Origin of the sequence: Arthrobacter sp. JZ12, from assembly GCF_035189165.1 — a bacterium.
Taxonomy (GTDB): Bacteria; Actinomycetota; Actinomycetes; order Actinomycetales; family Micrococcaceae; genus Arthrobacter_D.
The window spans coordinates 371,681-393,021 of record NZ_CP045246.1 but is presented as its reverse complement, the minus strand read 5'-3'; the positions used below and the strand labels follow the sequence as shown (position 1 = coordinate 393,021).

Sequence of the window (21,341 nt, the reverse complement as noted above, 5' to 3'; positions counted from 1 at the left end):
TCATCCGGACCTGTTTGGCTGTCTCCGACCAATTTGTCACCGGCAGTAGCTAGCGTCACTCCCGTGACCTGTTCCGCCGAAGCTCGATGCCAGAGCTAACATCACTCGCGGCCGCAATCCGGCCAAAGCCAAGGAGATACAGGACGAATGAGGAATTCGTGGAGGGGTGCGCTGTGCTCAGCGCTGTCGGTGGGGCTGCTTGCCTCGCCGATCGCGTCGCTGCCCGCCGGCGCAGAGGAAACAGTCGAAACAGCGGCGGGTACCGGCGTCATAATCAATGAGGCCTATGTCAACGGGGGCAGTGCCAGCGCTCCCTTCAACCGCAAGTTCGTGGAACTGCACAACACCACGGATGCACCGATCAGTTTGGACGGCTGGTCCGTGCAGTACCGGGCCGCGGGTACAACAACCAAGCCCACCGGTATTGCCACGCTCAGCGGCACTATTCCGGCCGACGGCTACTTCCTCATCGAGGGTTCCGGCAACGGTGGCGCCGGCGCCGTTGGCGCCGCGCTGCCCACACCGGACGTGCGCAGCGGGCTGAACTTCAGCGGCTCCGCGGGAACCATCGTCCTGTCCAATCAGGCAACGGCGCTTGACCCGCTCGCGACCGGCTCAGTAATTGGCGCTCCGGGAGTTGTCGATCTCCTCGGGTACGGCTCGTCCAACACCTTTGAGACCATCACCGAGGAAGGCCCTGGAGGAACGGCCAACCAGCGGTCCATGAACCGCGCCGACGGCGCGGACACGGACAACAACCGGAATGACTTCTCACTGCCCGCAACAGTAACGCCCACCAACTCCGCGGGCGAGCAGGGTGCCGGCGACCCGGAGCCCGAGCCGGAGCCGGTACCCGAAGCCCCCGCTCCGGGTACCGTCCTTCCGATCGACCAGATCCAGGGAACCGGCGAGGCCACCCCCTACAACGGACAGACCGTCACCACCCGCGGCGTAGTCACCGCTGCCTACCCCACCGGCGGCTTTAACGGCTACTACATCCAGACTCCGGGAACCGGCGGCGACCTCGCAGCCGACCACGTGGCATCGGACGGAATCTTCATCTACTCCCGAGCTACTGTTGCCGAGGTCGCAGTAGGCGATTTCGTCGAGGTAACCGGAACCGCCGGAGAGTACTACGGGCTTTCCCAGATCACCGTGGAAGCCGGCGGCATGACCAAGCTGTCCGAGCCGGCAGAGGCCGTCAAGGCTGCGACCACCGCTTACCCGGCGGACAACGCCGGCCGCGAAGCACTGGAGGGCATGCTGCTGCATCCCACCGGTGAGTTCACTGTCACCGACAACTACCAGCTCAACCAGTACGGCGAGATCGCGCTGGCTGTTGGCGACAAGCCGCTGGTCCAACCCACGGAGATCGCGCCTCCCGGAACCCCCAAGAACGCTGCCGTGGCTGCCGAGAACGCGGCCCGCGCTGTCAAGCTCGACGACGGCGCCACCACCAACTTCATGACTGACGCCAACAAGGACCAGCCACTGCCCTACATCACCCCGGAGCAGCCGGTACGCGTGACCTCCTCGGCCACGTTCCTTGACCCGGTGATCCTCGACTTCCGCAACAGCTCCTGGAAGTTCCAGCCGCTGACGGCGCTCACCGCCGCCAACGCCGGTGAAGTGCAGCCGGTTGCCTTCGAGGGCAACCGTCCGGAGTCACCGGAGGAAGTGGGCGGCAACGTCAAGATCGCGTCCTTCAACGTGCTCAACTACTTCATCACCACCGGCGACCAGCTCACCGGTTGCACCTACTACACCGACCGCGACGGCAACCCGATCACCGTGCGTAGCGGCTGTGATGCACGTGGTGCTGCCAACGCCGAGAACCTGGAACGCCAGGAAGCCAAGATCGTCGAGGCGATCAACGGACTGGACGCGGACGTTGTGTCGCTGGAGGAAATCGAGAACTCGGCCAAGTTCGGCAAGGATCGCGACGAGGCCCTTGCAACGCTGACCGCGGCCCTGAACGAGACTGCCCCCGGCGTCTGGGACTACGTCCGCTCCCCTGCCGTGCTTCCGGCACTCGAGAACGAGGACGTCATCCGCACCGCCTTCATCTACAAGAGGGCCGTCGTGGAAACGGTAGGCGAGTCTGTCATCCTCGATGACAACATCGCTTTCTCCAATGCCCGGAAGCCGCTCGCCCAGACCTTCAACGTTCTCGGCGGAGACGACACCACCAAATTCCTCGTGATCGCCAACCACTTCAAGTCCAAAGGCTCAGGATCGGGTGAAAATGCAGATCAGGGCGACGGCCAGGGTGCTTCCAACCCCGATCGTGTGGAGCAGGCCACCGCGTTGGTCGCATTTGCAGACCGGCTGAAGGTCGAAGAAGGCACCGATAAGGTCTTCCTCGCCGGCGACTTCAACTCGTACTCGGCTGAAGATCCCATGCAGGTCTTCTACGAAGCCGGCTACATCAACCAGGGCACCAAGACCGACGGTTACTCCTACGTCTTCTCCGGCCTGGTCGGGTCACTCGATCACATCCTCGCTTCCCCGGCCGCCGACGCCACCGTCTCCGGCGTCGACATCTGGAACATCAACGCCGTGGAGTCCGTGGCGCTTGAGTACAGCCGTTACAACTACAACGCAACCAACCTGTACTCACCCGACCAGTTCCGTGCCAGCGACCATGACCCGGTCATCGTCGGCCTGAACCTCACCCCGGCAGCTGAGGGTGCCGACTGCGTTGCGCCCACCAAGCCGAAGCGCGGCCCCGGACAGGATCATCCGAACAGCTACGGGCAGCAGATGTCCGAGTACCGCAAGTGCCTCGCCGAGGCAGGCCAGGGCTAACCAGTGCTAACCAGGGCTACCGCCCAGTAGAAACACACAGAGAAGCGCTCCTTCACCATCCGGCGGAGGAGCGCTTCTCCCGTTGGGGGTCGCTTGCGTCGTCTCGTCTCGTCTCGTCTCGTCTCGTCTCAGGCGAGGATCGCGAGCGCGATATCGTCGGCGTCACGAAGGGTCCGACCCCCCGCGTCCAGCGAGGCGCCTGCCTCCGCGGCAATCGCCGTGCCCCACTGCACCGACGTCAACTGCAGCCCCAGGACGTAGATGTCATCCTGCACCAGGCCGTTGGTGCCGATCGCCCGATACGGTGGGCGGGTCACATCCAGCCCGGCAGACACCTCGGGGACGCCATCCTTCGACATGGTGGTTTTCGCCCGGACCAGCCCGTCCTCGATGAGTCTCCGCAGCAGGACCGAGCGGTTCTCAGCCACACGGTTCGCCGGCATCATCGCCTCCACGAGCACGCCGGCGTCGTACTTTCCGCCTGTCACCCAAGGCGAGGAGAGCGTGAAGCGGCCCTGCTCGAAATCCAGCTCGAAGCGGGGCGCCGGGCCGGCGAACTGCACGACACCGGCCCGCGCCAAGGCAGCCAGCTGTTCGATGCGCAGAGCGGGCGGACCGCTGGCAAGCCCCTCGACCAGCGGCTCAAACCACCCACGAAGTTCGGAGGCCCACGACTCCTGGGTCAGACCTCCATCAGCCACGATCTGCTTCAACACGGACCGTCCGGCGTTCATAGCTCCGATCGCCATCTTGAGGGGATCATCCTCCCCGCGGTCGGAACCGGCGGCGTCGTCCTCCAGGTAGGCCTGAACCGCCTGGTTGTACTCCTCCGGAGAGGCAAACCGGTGACGCCCGAACGGACGGGCCAGTGCCTCCAGGTCAAGGCGCTGGTCCGCCGGCACGGTGCGATCGAGCAGTTTCTCAAGCTCGGCCTGCCAGACCGGGTTCTCGGCGTCAAGGGCGAGCTGAAGTGCCTCGAGGAAGGACTTCGGAAGGCCGTCGGTTCGCGCCAGGGTGCTGTAGTAGGCCCAGACTGCGTCGCGGTGCAGCAGGGGCCACAGGTCGTGATCGAACCCCGGCAGGATGCCGCGGGCTGCAAAACTCCCCGCGCGCTCGGGAGTGCAGTAACGCAGGCGGATGCCGCGCGGAACGTAAGTGTCGAGCTTCGCCTTCGCCCGGTAGGGGGTGCCACGACGTGAGGCGGCGATTATGCGCGGCTCCTGCCCCGAGGGCCGGTAGGTCAAAGCACGGCCGGCATGTTCACCGCTCGGCAGGAATTTGCCGCCTCTGCCTTCGGTGAGGTGGGTGACGACGTCGAAGAAGTTCAGTCCCAGCCCGCGCACCAGAACTGGTTTCCGCGCAGGGAGGCTGTTCCAGTCGACGTCGGCCGGCACATTCGGCGGCCAGTACTGAAGCCCGAGGCGCGCGGCGCCGTCGCGCAGGAGTTCCTGCTCGCGGTTGAGCTGGGCGGGAAGATGGCCCAGTGCGAGCACGACGGCGTCACTGGCCACCGGCGTCCCCTCGCTGAGCTCAATCCGGTAGCCGGGAAACCGCGCCTCGATGTGCTGGGCTTCGGCGGCGTGCACGACGACGTCGAAACCGTCGTCCAGTTGCTCCATGATGACGCCGAAGATCCACTGGAGGTAACGGCCGTACAGCGCCCTGCTGGGAAAGTCAGTCCTGCTCAGACCCGCGAGTTCCCGCGCGTCCTGCCCACTGAGCCGGGCATCGGGCCCTTTCCGCATTCGGAGGCGCCAGTCCTCGAAGGAGACGGGCACGATCGAAGGCGCACGGGCGCCGGAAGCCTCGCCCACCGGTACAACGGTGGGGAACAGCGCCGGCGTATTCATGAGGAAGGAACGGGACTGATCGGTCCGCCAGACATGCCCCGGGCCGGGTTCATAGGGGTCAATGAGATCGACCCGAACCCGTGGCCGTTCCGAAGCCGGCAGCGACCGCCAGTTGGAGACCAGCCGTTCCAGGACGGACGTTCCGCGCGGGCCGGCGCCGATGATGGCTACCCGCACGTCCCGTTCTACGTTCATCCGTCTAGGTTATCGGTCCCGACGTGCCCGCCCGTCCGCCCGTCAGGCGCCCACGTACGCCGCCAGGTGCTGGCCGGTCAGTGTGCCCAGCTCGGCCACGAGTTGTGCTGGAGTTCCCTCGAACACCACCCTGCCGCCGTCGTGACCGGCACCGGGACCAAGGTCGATGATCCAGTCAGCGTGGGCCATGACGGCCTGGTGGTGCTCGATCACAAGGACAGACTTGCCGGAGTCCACCAGGCGGTCGAGCAGCCCCAGTAGCTGCTCCACATCAGCGAGGTGGAGGCCTGTGGTCGGCTCGTCGAGTACGTAGATGTCGCCCTTCTCACCCATCTGGGTGGCCAGCTTGAGGCGTTGCCGCTCGCCGCCGGAGAGGGTGGTGAGCGGCTGCCCCAGGCTGAGGTAGCCAAGTCCGACGTCGGTCATCCTCGCCAGGATTTTGTGGGCCGCGGGAGTGCGGGCTTCCGCGCTGTCGAAGAACTCCATCGCTTCAGCGACCGGCATCGCGAGCACCTCCGCGATGTTGCGCCCACCCAGCGTGTACTCGAGGACCGACGCCTGGAACCGCTTGCCCTCGCAGTCCTCGCACGTCGTTTCCATGGTGGCCATGACCCCGAGGTCGGTATAGATCACGCCGGCGCCGTTGCAGGTGGGGCAGGCGCCCTCGGAGTTGGAACTGAAGAGCGCCGGCTTGACGTTGTTGGCCTTGGCGAAGGATTTGCGGATGGGCTCCAGGAGCCCCGTATAGGTAGCAGGGTTGCTGCGGCGGGAGCCCCGGATGGCACCCTGGTCGATGACCACCACCTCATCACGCTTGGCAACCGAACCATGGGTCAGCGAACTCTTGCCCGATCCCGCTACGCCGGTAATCACGCAGAGCACGCCGAGCGGGATATCCACATCCACGTTCCTGAGGTTGTGTGTCGACGCGCCGCGGACTTCGAGCGCACCCCCGGAAGAGCGGAGGGTGTCCTTGAGCTTCGCCCGGTCGTCGAGGTGGCGGCCGGTGATGGTGTCGCTGTTGCGCAAGCCCTCAACCGTGCCCTCATAACAAACAGTTCCACCTGCGGTGCCGGCTCCCGGTCCCAGGTCGACAACGTGGTCGGCGATCGCGATGGTTTCAGGCTTGTGCTCGACAACCAGGACGGTGTTGCCCTTGTCCCGAAGCTTCAGCAGCAGGGTGTTCATACGTTCGATGTCATGCGGATGAAGGCCGATGGTTGGCTCATCGAAGACATAGGTGACGTCGGTCAGCGAGGACCCAAGGTGCCGGATCATCTTGGTGCGCTGCGCCTCGCCGCCGGAAAGCGTGCCCGCCGGCCGGTCGAGCGACAGGTACCCCAGTCCGATGCCGGCGAAGGAGTCCAGCAGGTGCTGCAGACCCTTGAGGAGCGGCGCGACGGAGGGCTCGTCGAGTGCCCGCACCCATTCGGCGAGGTCAGTGATCTGCATCCGGCAGAGCTCAGCGATGTTCTTGCCGTTGATCTTCGAGGACAGGGCTTCTTTCGTCAGGCGCGTTCCGTCACAGTCGGGGCAGGTCTGGAAGGTCACCGCGCGTTCCACGAACCTGCGCACGTGCGGCTGCATCGCGTCCGGGTCCCTGGACAGCATGGACTTCTGGATCTTGGGGATAATTCCCTCGAAGGTCAGGTTGACGCCCTCGACCTTGATCTTGGTCGGTTCGGCGAAAAGCATCGTGTCGAGCTGCTTGGCGGTGAACTTCGCGATGGGCTTGTCCATCGGCAGCCCCATCCCCTCGAAAAGCCTGCCGTACCAGCCGTCCATGGAGTAGCCGGGTACGGTCAGCGCGCCGTCGGCAAGGCTCTTGGTGTCGTCGTAAAGGGCGGTGCGGTCGATGTCGCTGACGTGGCCCATGCCCTCGCAGCGCGGGCACATTCCACCGAGATAGGTGACCTGGCTGACAACGTTTTTCTCGACCCGTCCGCCCTTGTCCGTAGACATCACGCCGCTGGCTTTTCGGGTGGGCACGTTGAAGGAGTACGCCGTGGGCGGGCCGACGTAGGGCGAACCGAGCCGGCTGAAGAGGATGCGCAGCATTGCGTTTGCGTCGGTCGCCGTCCCGACGGTGGACCGGGGGTTGGCGCCCATCCGCTCCTGGTCCACAATGATCGCCGTCGTCAGCCCTTCGAGTAGGTCGACGTCCGGCCGGGCGAGGCTGGGCATGAAGCCCTGGACGAAGGCGCTGTAGGTTTCATTAATCATCCGCTGCGACTCGGCCGCGATCGTCGCGAACACCAGGGAGCTTTTGCCGGAACCGGAGACTCCAGTGAAGACCGTGAGGCGCCGCTTGGGCAGCTCCACGCTGACGTCCTTCAGGTTGTTCTCCCGCGCCCCCTGCACACGGATGACGTCGTGGCTGTCGGCCCGGTGCTCCTCTTCGGACTCCAGGTCTGCCCTCGTGGCGGTGCTCATGATGCCTCCGGCTGGGTGAAGAGATCGCCGGATAGGGCCGGCGCGGACGGCACTATTCAACCAGTTGCGGACGCACCGACGGCAGACCCAAAAGGATGATTCGGCAGGGGCGATTGCGTGAGCTTTCCGGGCCGGTTGCCTAAGATAACGGCATGACTTCAACCTCCCAGTCCGATCCAGCGCTCGACGACGAATTCCTCTGGCTTGAGGACATCTACGGCGACAAACCGCTTGAGTGGGTGCGCAGCGAAAATGCAGTGACCGAGGATGCACTGATCAACGACGCTTTCCTCGCCTCGGAGCAGCGCTTGCTGGAGGTTCTGGACGCCACCGACCGCATCCCCATGGTGGGCAAGCGCGGCGAGTACTACTACAACTTCTGGCGAGACGGGGAACACCCGAAGGGTCTCTGGCGCCGCACCACCTGGGACAGCTACCTGACTGACTCACCGGACTGGGACATCCTGCTCGACGTCGATGAACTCGCTGAGGCGGAAGGCCAGGACTGGGTCTGGGGCGGCGCGCAGTTCCTTCGCCCCGCGGAGGGTGAACCGTACCGGCGGGCGCTGATCGCGCTTTCTCCTGACGGCGGCGACGCGCAGCGCTACCGTGAGTACGACGTCGTTGACCGCGCCTTTGTTGAGGGCGGATTCGACATTCCGGTCGCCAAGAGCCGCATCAGCTGGGCGGGTCCCGACGCCCTGCACGTCGCAACGGATTTCGGGCCCGGAAGCATGACCACCAGTTCCTATCCGCGGACGGTCCGCACGCTCCGGCGCGGACAGCCGTTGGAATCCGCGGAACTGTCCTTCGAGATTCCGGAAAACTCGATGATGGCCGTGGTGGTCCGTGACCAGACGCCGGGGTTTGAACGCGACATCGCCGCTCACATCGTCGACTTCTACTCGAGCAGGACGTACCTGCGCCGTAACGGGAAGTGGGTCCACATCGACGTTCCCGATGACGTCAATGTGTCCCTGCACCGTGAGTGGCTGGTGTTGCGCCCCCGGACCGACTACGAGCTCGACGGCGAAACGTACCGCGCCGGCTCCCTGCAGGCGGTCCTTCTCGAGGACTTCCTCTCCGGCAACCGCAAGCTGACCACCGTCTTTGAGCCGGATGCCCAGAGCGCACTGCAGTCCTGGAGCTGGACGCGGGACTTCCTCCTCCTGAACCTGCTGCGGGACGTGTCCTCCGAGATCCGGGTCCTCCGCCCGGCTAAAGGCTGGTCTTCCGAAATCCTCGATGCCTGCCCTCCGCTGCACGCAGTGGATGCCTACGCCGTGGACGACGAAGACGACGACGCCGGCAACGACTACTGGCTCGTTGCCACCGGCTTCCTTACCCCCACCACCGTGGTGCGCGGCACCATAGGCGGGCAGCACCGGGAAGTGAAGGCCTCGCCGTCGTACTTCGACGAGGCTGCCTTCGCAGTCGAGCAGCACTTCGTGGAGTCCAAGGACGGCACCTGCGTGCCCTATTTCCAGGTGGCGTCGAAGGACCTGGTGCTCGACGGCGGCAATCCCACCCTGCTCTCGGGCTATGGCGGCTTTGAGCACGCGATGACTCCGGCCTACAGCGGTGTGATCGGACGCGGGTGGCTGGAACGCCGGACTGAAGACGGACGCCATGGCGTGTACGTGCTGGCGAATATCCGTGGGGGCGGAGAGTACGGCCCGGCCTGGCACCAGGCGGCGCTGCATGCCAACCGGCATCGCGCCTACGAGGATTTCGCAGCCATCGCACAGGACCTGGTTGACCGGGGCGTGACGCGGCCGGAACTGCTTGGCTGTACCGGCCGCAGCAATGGGGGCCTGCTCGTGGGCAACATGCTCACCCACTACCCACACTTGTTCGGGGCGATCTCCTGCGGTGTCCCGCTGCTGGACATGAAGCGCTACACAAAGCTTTCGGCGGGTTACTCCTGGATTGCGGAGTACGGCGACCCCGACAAGCCTGAGCAGTGGGAGTACGTGCAAACCTTTTCGCCGTACCACCGTCTTCGCGAGGATGTCGAGTACCCCAAGACACTGATCTGGACGGCTACGAGCGACGACCGGGTTGGCCCCGTGCAGGCACGCAAGATGGCAGCCCGGATGAAATCGCTCGGCATTCGCGATGTTTGGTTTCATGAAGCCCTGGAGGGCGGGCACGCCGGTGCGTCGGACAACCGCCAGGCGGCACGGATGCACGCAATGTCCTACGAGTTCGTGTGGAAGGTTCTCACCGGGCAGCTCTAGTCCGTCCGGTTGCTCCTAACCGACAGGAGCCCGGGAGCGGATCGGCATTTTGCTCTTGCCCGTGGGTCTGGGTAGTCTTGGGTGGCTAGTAATAGCTGATGGAGACGTGCCAGAGCGGCCGAATGGGCTTCACTGCTAATGAAGTGTGGGTCTAAAGCCCACCGGGGGTTCAAATCCCCCCGTCTCCGCGTTTACGCCAAGGACGCCCCGGATTGAGTACTCGATGCCGGGGCGTCCTTGTTTGTTTCAGGGTGGTTCAGCGGGTCACCTGCAGCAAGCCTTCAGTGGGTCAGGCCTTGAGCGCCAGGACGAACGGAAGTACCTGCTGGGCTCCAGCCTGACGGAGGGAACGCCCGGCAACTGTCAGGCTCCAGCGACTATCTGCCAGATCGTCCACAAGCAGCACCGGCCCTGGGTTGGCCTGGAACCACGACTTACCCTCGCCGGGCACCTCGAACCTGTCCCAGACCGCGGCGAGCCGGAAGGCGCTGTTGCCGCCCGAACCTCCAGCGGGCCACCCGTGCGGAAGCTGGAGGGCTCCGAGGTACGGAATACGCCCGATGCCGGCAAGCCCCTCCGCGAGGGACCTGATCAGTTGCGGCCGACGACGTGACGGCATACTGACCACAGCAACCGGCCGCTGTTCCCAGGACCATTCGGCAAGTACCCGTACGCAAGCCTGTGCCGTCAGGGCGTCGATCGGACCGTCCGGAGACTGCTCTGCGAGCAACTCCCGCACCTTGTTCCCCCACCCGAGGTCAGTCATGCGTGCAAGGGCACGGCCGGGTGAGAGCTGTTGGTCTGCCGGGATGCGGCCCTTGACGGGCACTCCCAGGGTGTCCATGCCGGAGGGCCACTGCCCCCGCGGCTCCACCTCGACGCCCACCCGTCCCAGCGCCGTGCCTGCACTTTCCGATGCGTCATGGGAGAGGTCATCCGAGTACCAGGGACCGGCGCAGTTATCGCAACGGCCGCAGGGAGCAGCGGCAGGGTCGTCGAGCGCGGCTGCGAGAAACTCCATCCGGCAGGATCGCGTGTTCTCATAGTCCAGCATCGCGTTCTGTTCGTGCACCCGCGCCTGGGAGATGCGGCTGTAACGCTCATGGTCGTACCGCCAGGGCTTGCCGGTAGCCTGCCAGCCCCCGGTCACCTTCCGCACTGCGCCGTCCACGTCCAGCACTTTCAGCAGAAGTTCAAGCGGCGAGCGCCTCACGTCCACGCGCGTTTCCAGGGCCGGTGTGGACAGGACGGATCCTCCCTCCAGCTCCTGCAGGATGCGCTGCGCCTTGTCTTCGGCCGGCATGGACGCGGTGGCGAAGTACTCCCAGATGTCGCGGTCCTCACTGCCGGGCAGAAGCAGCACGTCTGCGTTGGGAGTCCCTCTGCCTGCACGCCCCACCTGCTGGTAGTAGGCGACGGGCGACGACGGCGCCCCCAAGTGCACAACAAACCCGAGGTCCGGCTTGTCGAAGCCCATGCCCAGTGCGCTGGTTGCCACCAGCGCCTTCACCTCGTTGTTCTTGAGAGCTAGCTCCGCCGCCTCGCGGTCAGCGGGATCGGTGCGTCCGGTGTAGGAAAGTACGGTGTGGCCGTTTTCGCGCAGGAGCCGCGCTGTGTCTTCGGCTGCGGAGACGGTGAGGGTGTAGATGATTCCGCTGCCCGGAAGCTCGTTCAGGTGCGTGAGCAGCCACGCCAGGCGCGAGCGGGGGCTGGGAAGACGCAGGACGCCGAGCCTGAGGGACTTGCGGGCGAGTTCACCGCGCAGCGTGTAGACGGAGGTTCCATCCGAACCAAGCTGGTCTTCCACATCCTTGACCACGCGGGCGTTGGCGGTTGCCGTAGTTGCCAACACCGGCACGCCGGCCGGGAGCGTGGTGATGAGGTCCCGGAGCCGGCGATAATCAGGCCGGAAGTCGTGCCCCCAATCGGAGATGCAGTGGGCTTCGTCAATCACCAGCAACCCGGTTCGGGCAATGAGGTCCGGCAGCTGGTTCTCGCGGAAGGCAGGATTGTTGAGACGTTCAGGAGACACCAGCAGCACGTCCACTTGGTTGGCATCGAGGCGGGAAACGATGTCCTGCCACTCGGTCTGGTTCGCCGAGTTGATGGCGGCCGCACTGACGCCGGCCCGTTCAGCAGCTGCGACCTGGTCCCGCATGAGTGCGAGCAACGGGGAGACAATAAGAGTGGGTCCGGATCCGGCCGAGCGCAGCAGCAGGCTGGCTACGAAGTACACCGCCGACTTCCCCCAGCCGGTTCGCTGCACCACCAGTGCACGGCGACCTCCCTGAACCAGCGCCTCGATCGCCTCGAACTGGCCCTCGTGGAACATTGCGTCATCGCGTCCCACCAGTGCCCGGAGGACGGCAAGCGCCTGGTCATGGAGGGTGGTTGTGTCTGCCATGCGCCCCAGTATTGCAGTCGGCACGGACAGCGTCGGCGGGTGCTGACGCTATGTGGACAACCGCCGTCGTTCATTACTCCCCGCTCCGCTGGGCACTGTATCCAAACGGATAGACTTTCGAGCGTGAACTCAACCATCGACCTGTCTGCATCGTTCAAGGCTTATGACGTTAGGGGAATCGTCGGAGAAACCATCACCTTTGAGACTGTGCGGGCGGTCGGTGCCGCATTTGTAGATGTCCTGGAGCTGGGCGGACAGACCGTCCTGGTTGGCGGCGACATGCGCCCGTCCTCGCCGGAGTTCAGCGAGGCGTTCGCGCAGGGAGCTACTGCCAGGGGCGCGGACGTCGTATTCCTCGGGTCAATTTCCACGGACGAGCTGTACTACGCGAGCGGCCACCTGAATGCCGCCGGCGTCACCTTCACGGCCAGCCACAATCCGGCGCAGTACAACGGCATGAAGATGTCCCGTCCGGGCGCCGTTCCTGTTTCCTCCGAGTCGGGGCTCGCCGAGATTCGGGAGCGTGCGGAGAAGTACCTTGCGGAAGGCGATATTCCTGCGGTCGCCGCTTTGGGCAGCACCTCGTCCCGTGACGTCCTGAGGGACTATGCGGCGTACCTCCGGGAGCTCGTTGACCTTTCCGACATCCGGCCCCTCAAGGTAGTGGTCGACGCCGGCAACGGCATGGCGGGCCTGACCACGCCCGCTGTTCTGGGCGATCAGTACCTCGCCGCCCTGCCTCTGGAGATCGTGCCGCTCTACTTCGAACTCGACGGTACGTTCCCCAACCACCCGGCGAACCCGCTTGAGCCGGAGAACCTTCGCGACCTTCAGCGCGCCGTCGTGAGCAACGGCGCGGATATCGGCCTGGCCTTCGACGGGGATGCCGACCGCTGCTTCGTTATCGATGAGAAGGGCGAGCCGGTATCGCCCAGCGCAATCACCGCGATGGTTGCCCGCCGTGAGATCCGCCGCGCCAAGGCTGCCGGTGAGAGCGAGCCTGTGATCATCCACAACCTGATCACCTCCCGGGCTGTGCCCGAACTGGTCCGCGCCGAAGGCGGACGCCCGGTACGCACCCGGGTGGGCCATTCCTTCATTAAGGCCGTCATGGCCGAAGAGGGCGCTGTCTTCGGCGGCGAGCACTCTGCCCACTACTACTTCCGGGAATTCTGGAATGCCGACACGGGCATGCTCGCGGCAATGCACGTCCTCGCCGCGCTCGGCGAGCAGGACGCGCCGCTCTCGGAACTCGGCCGTGAGTATGAGCCCTACTTCTCTTCCGGCGAGCTCAACACCCGGCTTGAGGACGTCACGGCGGCCACCGCTCGTGTCAGGAAGGAATTCGAGAACGACGGCGTCACGGTAGACGAGGTCGACGGCCTCACCTTCACCGCTGAAGACGGTTCCTGGTGGTTCAACCTTCGCGCGTCCAACACCGAACCATTCCTTCGCCTCAATGCGGAGGCAGTGAACCCGGACACCCTGGAAAACCTCACCACCGCAGTGCTTGGGCAGATCCGCCAATAACAATCGCCCAGTAAAGAAGTGTGGCCGGCCTCCTAGGAGACCGGCCACACTTCTTGGTGCTGTACTAGCTCTCGGTGTTACTGGGCAGACACAGCAAACCGCTTCTTCAGGCTCTGCAGCTCATCCGAGAGTTCCTTGGGCAGGGACTCGCCGAACTGGCTGTACCACTCTTCGATGCCTTCGAGCTCGGCAGCCCATTCTGCGGAGTCAACACAAACCGCCTGCTCCACATCCGCAGGAGTGAGGTCGAGTCCGGTCAGGTCCAGCGAGTCCGAAGCCGGCACATACCCAATCGGAGTTTCCACCGCCTCAGCCTTGCCCTCGATGCGCTCAATGATCCACTTCAGGACGCGCGAGTTGTCACCGAAGCCGGGCCAGGCGAAGCCGCCGTCAGCCGTGCGGCGGAACCAGTTGACCAGGAAGATCTTGGGCAGCCTGGCCTGGTTGGCCTTGCCGCTCAGCTTCAGCCAGTGCTGGAGGTAGTCGCCGGCGTCGTAGCCGATGAAGGGAAGCATCGCCATCGGATCCCGGCGCACGCGTCCCACGGCACCGGCAGCGGCAGCGGTGGTCTCCGACGAGAGCGTCGACCCCATGAAAATGCCGTTCGTCCAGTCACGGGACTGGGCAACGAGCGGAACCGTGGTCTTGCGGCGTCCGCCGAAGAGGATCGCGGAGAGTTCCACGCCTTCGGGGTCGTTGAACTCGTCGGCGAGCATGTCAATCTGGTCGATCGGGGTGCAGAACCGCGCGTTGGGATGTGCGGCCGTCGTGCCCGACGCAGGAGTCCAGTCCTTGCCCTGCCAGTCGATCAGGTGGGCCGGCGTTTCCTCGGTCATGCCCTCCCACCAGACCCCGCCGTCGTCGGTCAGCGCAACGTTGGTGAAGATCGAATTGCCCTTTGCGATGGCGCGCATGGCGTTCGGGTTGGTCTGCCAGCCCGTGCCCGGGGCGACCCCGAAGAGTCCGGCTTCCGGGTTCACCGCGCGCAGTTCGCCCTCCTCGCCGAAACGCATCCAGGTGATGTCGTCACCGAGAGTTTCGACCTTCCAGCCGTCGATGGTGGGATCCAGCAGCGCCAGGTTGGTCTTTCCGCAGGCAGAGGGGAAAGCAGCCGAGACGTAGTAGGTCTGGTTCTCAGGGGAGGTCAGCTTGAGGATCAGCATGTGTTCAGCCAGCCAGCCCTCGTCGCGAGCCATGACCGACGCGATTCGCAGCGCGTAGCACTTCTTGCCCAGCAGGGCGTTTCCGCCGTAGCCGGAACCGAAGGACCAGATGGAACGCTCCTCGGGGAAGTGCACGATCCACTTCTGGTCGTTGCACGGCCAGGCTACGTCCTGCTGTCCGGGCTCCAGGGGCGCTCCCACGGAGTGCAGCGCCGGCACGAACTCGGCGTTCAGTTCGGTGAGGCGGTCCAGGACGGCGGTACCGATAGTGGCCATGATGCGCATCGAGGTGACAACGTAGGCGCTGTCGGTGATTTCGACACCGAACTTGGGGCTCTTCGCGTCGAGGTGTCCCATCACGAACGGGATGACGTACATGGTGCGGCCACGCATGGAGCCGTCGAACAGCCCGCGCAGCTTGTCCTTCATCACGTCCGGATCCATCCAGTTGTTGGTGAATCCTGCGTCGCGTTCGTCACGGGAGCAGATGAAGGTCTGTTCCTCGACCCGGGCGACGTCGGCCGGATCGGAGAAGGCAGCGAACGAATTGGGGAAGAGCTCAGGGTTGAGCCGCGTGAAGGTGCCCGCCTGAACCAGCTCGTCACTGAGCCGAACGTTCTCCTCTTCCGACCCATCGACCCAATACACCCGGTCCGGCTTCGTCAGCGCGGCAGTTTCCTCAACCCACGCCAGCAGTGCCTGGTGGGTTGTGGGTGCAGCAGTTCCTGCACTGTTGTCAGTCGCTCGTTCAGCAAGCAGCGGCTGTCGCGCGGAATCGCCCATTTCTCGTCCCTTCGTTGGGTGGCAGGTGTGTATCGATGCTAGGGGCGATGACGGGACCAATCCCGGCAGAGTAAGCTGCAACCTGAACGTCGCGCTCAGCACATTCCGCGCATTTCCGCGGTTTTTACGGACGAATGTGATGTCTCGGTGTGACAAAGGTCACATAGACCGGTCTATACTACTTTCCAGTAGAAATCAGCATAAAAGGCCCGATTAGCATTCGGTTACGAATGGCTGTACAGTTATCTACGGCCAAACGGCCAAAGAAAATGCGTGCGTAGCTCAACGGATAGAGCATCTGACTACGGATCAGAAGGTTGGGGGTTCGAATCCCTTCGCGCGCACCACGTCGAAACGCCCCGGGAAACCGGGGCGTTTCTGTTTTTCCCGATGCGTTCCAGACGTAGGGCGCACCCGCCGGACATTGCTTGCCCACTGCCCGGCAGAATGAAAGGCTCAGCAGCATGAGCCCCGAGCAGAGCCCTGACGTCATTGTGATTGGTGCAGGAGCGGTAGGAGAGAATGCCGCCGCCCGAGTAGTACGTGGCGGACTATCGGCCGTCGTCGTGGAATCGGAACTGGTGGGCGGCGAGTGCTCCTACTGGGCCTGCATGCCGTCCAAGGCCCTGCTCAGACCGGGAATCGCCCTGAATGGAGCGCGATCGGTGGCAGGAGCGCGCGAGGCCGTGACAGGCGGGCTCGATCCGCAGCAGGTTCTGGCACGGCGGGACAGCTTTACCTCCAACTGGGATGACTCGTCGCAGGTTGAGTGGGTGGACAGCACCGGCATTACCCTGCTTCGCGGCCGTGCCCGCCTCACCGGCGAGCGTCAGGTGGAGGTCCGGAACGACGACGGCGCCACCCCCCTGACGGCGCGCCACGCCGTCATACTGGCCACCGGCTCCACGCCGAGCGTGCCGCCCATTGACGGGCTGCGGGACACACCCTTCTGGGGCACGCGGGAAGCCACCTCGGCCAAGGAAGTTCCCGGCAGCCTCACCGTCCTCGGCGGCGGCGTGGCAGGCGTCGAGCTGGCACAGGCGTACGCCCGCCTCGGTTCAGAAGTCACGCTGGTGGCCCGCAGCGGACTGCTCGGCAACTACCCACAGCAGGCAGCGCAACTGGTCCAGCGCGGCCTGGAGCGCGACGGCGTCACCCTGCACCTGGACACCGGTACGGAAGCAGTCCAGTACGACGGCGGCCACTTCCGGGTCTCTCTTGCCGGCGGTTCCGTGGTGGAATCCGAACGGCTGCTGGTCTCCACCGGGCGGCATCCGGCCCTGGCAGGCCTGGGACTTGAGGACCTGGGCCTGGATCCGCGCGGGCTTGAGTCGGACGAGTCAGGGCAGGTGGGCGGACATCCATGGCTCTACGCGGTCGGAGACGCCGCCGGCAAGGTTCTGCTGACCCATCAGGGCAAGTATGAGGCGCGCATGACCGGCGACGCGGTCGTCGCCCGCGCCAACGGCACCCTGAACGGCAATCCGGACAGGTGGAGCGCCTTCGCTTCCACGGCTGATACATACGCCGTGCCGCAGGTGGTCTTCACTGATCCGGAGATCGCCATGGCCGGGCGCACCGTCGAAACGGCGCGCAAGGACGGGCTCAATGTCAGTGAGACGTCCCTGGAGCTGGCAGTAGCCGGATCTTCGCTGCACGCGGACAACTATGAGGGCTGGGCCCAGATGGTGGTGGACGAGGATCGGAAGGTCCTGGTCGGCGTAACCTTCGCCGGGCCCGATGTAGCCGAACTGCTGCACGCAGCGACCATCGCCATCGCCGGCGAAGTTCCGCTGGAACGCCTTTGGCATGCCGTACCGGCCTACCCGACGATCAGCGAGGTTTGGCTGCGCCTGCTCGAGAAGTACGGGCTCTAGGCGCGCCGAACCACGAAGTGGGTCACGGCAGCGTCGCGCCCGTCCAGCTCCGCCCACGGCGAGGCGTGCTCAAATACCGTCAGCCCCGACGTCGGATAGTGGGTCGCAAGGTCCACGACGGCGTCCTCGTCCGAGTCGACGGATGCCAGGCGCATGGCGAGGTTCTGGATCCCCGGCAGGTGGGAAATGACGAGGACACTGCGTGCCGTTTCCGGCACGTGGTTGAGTACGGTGAGCATCTCTGTGGCCGTGGCGGCGTAGAGTCTGCCTTCCAGCCGCGGAGTAGGCGCCTTCTCCCCCAGTTCCTTGCAGACCCAGGTGCAGGTCTGCCGCGCGCGCAGGGCGGTTGACGTGAGAATGAGGTCGGGAACGGCGTCGTGCTCCACCATCCAAGTGCCGATCAGCGGCGCGTCCCGGTGACCGCGGGCGCTCAGCGGGCGCTCGTGGTCGGGCACATCGCCATGCCAGTCGGACTTGGCATGCCGCATGAGCATGAGTCGCTTCAGATGGTGGGTGGACATTGTCCTACCCTACTTCGTGCTGCGACGGGCGCCGGGAGTCCCTAGATGGAGTACTCAGGCGCAGCCCAGACAACAACCTCGGGGTGCTCATAAAAGCGGTAACCCTGGCCGCGGACGGTGCGAACCGTGTTGGCCAGACGTCCCAGCTTGGAGCGCAGCCTGCGGATGTGGACGTCGATGGTCCGCTCGTTCGGGACCTCGTCCGCATTGCGCCAGAGGCCGCTCAGCAGCTCCTCGCGGCAGACCGTGCGCGAAGCATTCTCCACCAGGTAGTTCAGCAGCTCGAACTCCTTGAAAGTGAGGTTGAGGATATCGCCGTCGAGATGAACTTCCCGGCGGGAGAGATCGATCAGGACACCCGTGGGGCGCGGAGCCGGCGGCGGCGTTGGCTGCTGCTCGGCACGGGGGCGGCGGTTGACCGTGGGATCACCGAGCGCCTGGCGCACAACGTCAATGTCGGTTCCGACTGCATCTGCCGGCGCAAGCGCGACGGCGGCATGGCTTTGGGCACCCGGAACCAGTGTGCGCACATAGGAACGGACGTCCTGCGCCAGGCGGGACAGCGTGGTTCCGTGGCTTGCAGCCGTGTCCTCATCCAGCGCTACGTAGAGTACAAACCCGCGGGCTGTGGTGTCGCCGGTGACCGGCTGCGGTCCCGGTACATCGTTGGCAGCAACCACGGGGACTGGAGCTGTGATCGGGGCTGCGGCCTCCGGTGAGGGTACCGGCTTCAACTGCCCGTATGCGGGCGGGAAGGCGGCAGCAGGCTGGCCGTAGGGAGGGATCCCCGGCCGCTGGGCGTATGCCTGGCGCTGAACACTGGCACGGTTCTGCGCGTTGCGGAGGGAGATGTGGACGTATCCGGAAGAAACGGTCATGGTAAACAACCTCGTGGTGAATCGCCGTCATCACGGCTCGAATGCAGGGGTGTGCCCGGTCGAGATGAGCTTTGTGGAGCCCGCCTTTGGGCTAGGAGATGCGTAAGGGTTAGGGGTATGCCGTTACGCGCACATTCGACAGCAGCGGGATCCCGGCATGGACTCGAAGTCCAGCGAATAGGCTGCGGCTGCAGATGCTGCTGAGTTGGTGTTCACAATTCGAAAAATTACACGTAACAATCTGCTACGCACAAGTAACAATGGTAGGGCGTCCACATTCTGGACATCACGGTCGAAAGACAAAGGAACGACGACGGCTGTCAGTACCCGTTACCTCCGAGACTTTCTGCCCGTTCTGCGCCGCTTCATGGACATTTCGTCGGGTAACACGACCGATTGGAAAATCAAGACCGGGCTAACTGACCAAATATTGGACAGGGACGTCCCTAGCCGACAACCCCGTACAACCGGTCTCCGGCGTCGCCCAGGCCAGGCACGATGTACGCGTTCTCATTCAGCTTCTCGTCAATCGAAGCCAGAACGATGGTCACGTTCGTTCCCTCCAGCTCCTGCTTCAGGACCTCAAGACCTTCCGGCGCGGCAAGCAGACAGATGCAGGTGACATCTGCTGCGCCACGGCGGAACAGGAACTTGATCGCTTCACGCAGCGTGCCGCCGGTGGCAAGCATCGGGTCGAGGACAAAGACCTGTCGTCCGGTCAGGTCGTCCGGCAGTCGCTCCGCGTACGTGATGGCCTCGAGAGTCTCCTCGTTGCGGGCCATGCCAAGGAAGCCGACCTCAGCAGTGGGAACCAGCCGGGTCATGCCCTCCAGCATGCCCAGACCTGCCCGCAGGATGGGAACAACCAGCGGGGTGGGCTTCACCAGACCCGTCCCCACAGTGGAGGTCACGGGAGTTTCAATCTGCACCGGTTCTACGCGCACCTCCCGCGTGGCCTCATAGGCCAGCAGCGTCACGAGCTCCTCCGTCAGAAGCCGGAAGACCGGCGACGGCGTGTTCCTGTCTCGAAGGACCGTGAGCTTGTGGGAAACCAGGGGATGGTCGACAACCAGAACGCGCATTGCTCAAAAGTATCATTGGCCCATGTCCGCCTCCCCCGCCACAGAGCGCGACCACGCCGCCTGGATGCAGCTAGCCCTGCAGGGGGCCGAGCGCGCACTTGAGACGGGCGATGTTCCGATCGGCGCCGTCGTCGTCGGTGCTGACGGGACCGTACTGGGTACCGGGTGGAACGAACGCGAGGCTACGGGCGATCCCACGGCGCACGCTGAGATCCTGGCCATCCGCCGGGCGGCAGCCGTGCGCGGCCAATGGCGACTGGAAGGGTGCACACTCGTGGTCACCCTGGAACCCTGCGCCATGTGCGCCGGCGCCAGTGTGCTGGCGCGGATCCCTCGCGTGGTGTTCGGCGCCTGGGATGAAAAGGCCGGAGCCGCCGGGTCGGTATTCGACGTCCTCCGGGAGCGCAGGTTGAATCACTGGACCGAGGTGTTTCCGGGCGTGCGGGAAGATGAGAGTGCAGCACTGCTAAGGGAGTTCTTCGCTATCCGCCGCTCCTGACGTAGGGTGAATGGTAAGCGTGCTTATCAACTCCGGCTCGACAGCCAGCTCGACAATCAGGGAGAGCTCAGTCCAGTGAAGCGACCGATTCAGTACAAGCGACCGAATGGCACCGAGGGCGACGTCGTCGTTATCACGGGCGCAAGCAGCGGCATCGGGCGGGACACTGCGCTGGCTTTCGCCCGCCAAGGGGCGCGGCTCGCCCTGGCCTCACGAAGTGCCGAGAACCTGCAACCGGTACTGGAGGAATGCATCCGGTTAGGCGCCCAAGCCATTGCCCGCGCGACCGATGTCCGGGACGAACAGCAAGTGGCGGCCCTCATGGCAGCGGCGGCCGGGACATTTGGTCACATCGACATCTGCGTCATCAACGCCTCCGTCTACAGCTATGGAACCTTCGAGGCCACCCCCTCGGAGGTGTTCCGGTCGATCATCGAGACGAATCTCCTGGGCGCTGCCAATACGGCGCGCCAAGCCCTTCCCCATTTGAGGCGCCAGGGGTCAGGAACGCTCATCTTCATAGGATCCGTGTACTCCAGGATTACCTCGCCGTACGTATCGCCGTACGTCGCGAGCAAATTCGGCCTTTACGGGATGGTGCGTGTGCTCCGGCAGGAACTGCGGCGGGACCGCGGCATCCGGATCTGCCTGGTACTGCCGGCCACCATCGATACCCCTATCTACCAGCACGCGGCGAACTACACCGGCCGGAACGTTCATCCGCTTCCCCCCGTGGTGCACCCGGACCGCGTGGTGGACGCGATCATTGCCAACGCCCGGAATCCCCGCGCGACAACGGTCGTCGGGGTGGTGCAGCGCACCTTCATCCCGTTTCATGCCCTGCTGCCGGGTCTCTACGACCGCCTCGTCGGCCCCCTGATGAGGATCGCGGCAATCCGCCGCGGCAGGGCGGCCCCGACCACCGGCACCGTGCTCAGTCCTGCGCCTCACGCAGGCCCGGTCACCGGCGGTTGGGGGAAACTCGGACGTCCCGACCAGAGTCCTCCCCCGGATCTGGACGACCAACCGAACCCCGGCCCGGGAAACCAACAGGATCAGGAATCAACCGGATAAGGAG

At 64.8% G+C, this 21,341-nt stretch carries 13 protein-coding genes and 2 tRNA genes; 8 read left to right on the top strand and 7 right to left on the bottom strand.

Going from position 1 to position 21,341, the window contains the following annotated elements:
* Positions 1-147: 147 nt before the first annotated feature.
* Positions 148-2,808 (top strand): ExeM/NucH family extracellular endonuclease, encoded by a 2,661-nt coding sequence (locus GC088_RS01955; protein ID WP_323960241.1) that lies wholly within the window; start codon positions 148-150, stop codon positions 2,806-2,808.
* 128 nt (positions 2,809-2,936) lie between these two features.
* Here GC088_RS01955 and GC088_RS01950 read toward each other — a convergent pair whose 3' ends face one another.
* Both GC088_RS01950 and GC088_RS01945 read right to left on the bottom strand, forming a co-directional pair.
* Positions 2,937-4,853, bottom strand: a complete 1,917-nt coding sequence (locus tag GC088_RS01950) for an FAD/NAD(P)-binding protein (protein ID WP_323960240.1) — start codon at positions 4,851-4,853, stop codon at positions 2,937-2,939.
* Between the two features lie 42 nt (positions 4,854-4,895).
* Positions 4,896-7,286 carry an ATP-binding cassette domain-containing protein gene (locus tag GC088_RS01945; protein WP_323960239.1) on the bottom strand — a complete coding sequence of 797 codons (2,391 nt, stop codon included), beginning with the start codon at positions 7,284-7,286 and terminating at the stop codon, positions 4,896-4,898.
* Between the two features lie 152 nt (positions 7,287-7,438).
* Between GC088_RS01945 and GC088_RS01940 the strand changes: the two genes are divergently transcribed.
* Complete coding sequence (locus GC088_RS01940; protein ID WP_323960238.1) at positions 7,439-9,526, top strand: prolyl oligopeptidase family serine peptidase; 2,088 nt, start codon at positions 7,439-7,441, stop codon at positions 9,524-9,526.
* Between the two features lie 100 nt (positions 9,527-9,626).
* A tRNA-Ser gene (locus GC088_RS01935) sits at positions 9,627-9,714 on the top strand.
* 101 nt (positions 9,715-9,815) lie between these two features.
* On the opposite strand, the gene GC088_RS01930 is transcribed toward GC088_RS01935, so the two are convergent.
* Positions 9,816-11,930: a RecQ family ATP-dependent DNA helicase gene (locus tag GC088_RS01930; protein WP_323960237.1), complete on the bottom strand. Its 2,115-nt coding sequence runs from the start codon at positions 11,928-11,930 to the stop codon at positions 9,816-9,818.
* Positions 11,931-12,053: 123 nt separating this feature from the next.
* Here GC088_RS01930 and GC088_RS01925 point away from each other — a divergent pair, with 123 nt between their 5' ends.
* Positions 12,054-13,460 (top strand): phosphomannomutase/phosphoglucomutase, encoded by a 1,407-nt coding sequence (locus tag GC088_RS01925; protein ID WP_323960236.1) that lies wholly within the window; start codon positions 12,054-12,056, stop codon positions 13,458-13,460.
* A 77-nt stretch (positions 13,461-13,537) separates the two neighbouring features.
* Here the strand turns inward: GC088_RS01925 and GC088_RS01920 are convergent, their stop codons facing one another.
* Complete coding sequence (locus GC088_RS01920; RefSeq protein ID WP_323960235.1) at positions 13,538-15,406, bottom strand: phosphoenolpyruvate carboxykinase (GTP); 1,869 nt, start codon at positions 15,404-15,406, stop codon at positions 13,538-13,540.
* 271 nt (positions 15,407-15,677) lie between these two features.
* Here GC088_RS01920 and GC088_RS01915 point away from each other — a divergent pair.
* Both GC088_RS01915 and GC088_RS01910 read left to right on the top strand, forming a co-directional pair.
* Positions 15,678-15,753: transfer RNA gene (locus tag GC088_RS01915), tRNA-Arg, on the top strand.
* A 117-nt stretch (positions 15,754-15,870) separates the two neighbouring features.
* Complete coding sequence (locus tag GC088_RS01910) at positions 15,871-17,283, top strand: dihydrolipoyl dehydrogenase family protein (protein WP_323960234.1); 1,413 nt, start codon at positions 15,871-15,873, stop codon at positions 17,281-17,283.
* On the opposite strand, the gene GC088_RS01905 is transcribed toward GC088_RS01910, so the two are convergent.
* The 3 genes from GC088_RS01905 to upp all read right to left on the bottom strand — a co-directional run bounded on the left by GC088_RS01905 (position 17,280) and on the right by upp (position 19,764).
* Positions 17,280-17,804, bottom strand: coding sequence for a SixA phosphatase family protein (locus tag GC088_RS01905; protein WP_323960233.1), 525 nt, complete (start codon positions 17,802-17,804; stop codon positions 17,280-17,282). The two genes, GC088_RS01910 and GC088_RS01905, sit on opposite strands and share 4 nt — an antisense overlap.
* 41 nt (positions 17,805-17,845) lie before the next feature.
* Positions 17,846-18,682, bottom strand: coding sequence for a winged helix-turn-helix domain-containing protein (locus GC088_RS01900; RefSeq protein WP_323960232.1), 837 nt, complete (start codon positions 18,680-18,682; stop codon positions 17,846-17,848).
* Between the two features lie 446 nt (positions 18,683-19,128).
* Complete coding sequence (upp, locus tag GC088_RS01895) at positions 19,129-19,764, bottom strand: uracil phosphoribosyltransferase (RefSeq protein ID WP_323960231.1); 636 nt, start codon at positions 19,762-19,764, stop codon at positions 19,129-19,131.
* Between the two features lie 22 nt (positions 19,765-19,786).
* On the opposite strand from upp, the gene tadA reads away from it, so the two are divergent.
* Both tadA and GC088_RS01885 read left to right on the top strand, forming a co-directional pair.
* Positions 19,787-20,263 carry a tRNA adenosine(34) deaminase TadA gene (gene tadA / locus GC088_RS01890; RefSeq protein ID WP_323960230.1) on the top strand — a complete coding sequence of 159 codons (477 nt, stop codon included), beginning with the start codon at positions 19,787-19,789 and terminating at the stop codon, positions 20,261-20,263.
* Between the two features lie 75 nt (positions 20,264-20,338).
* The gene (locus GC088_RS01885; protein WP_323960229.1) at positions 20,339-21,337 is read left to right on the top strand and encodes an SDR family NAD(P)-dependent oxidoreductase; all 999 of its coding nucleotides are present in this window, start codon (positions 20,339-20,341) and stop codon (positions 21,335-21,337) included.
* The last annotated feature ends 4 nt before the right edge of the window (positions 21,338-21,341 follow it).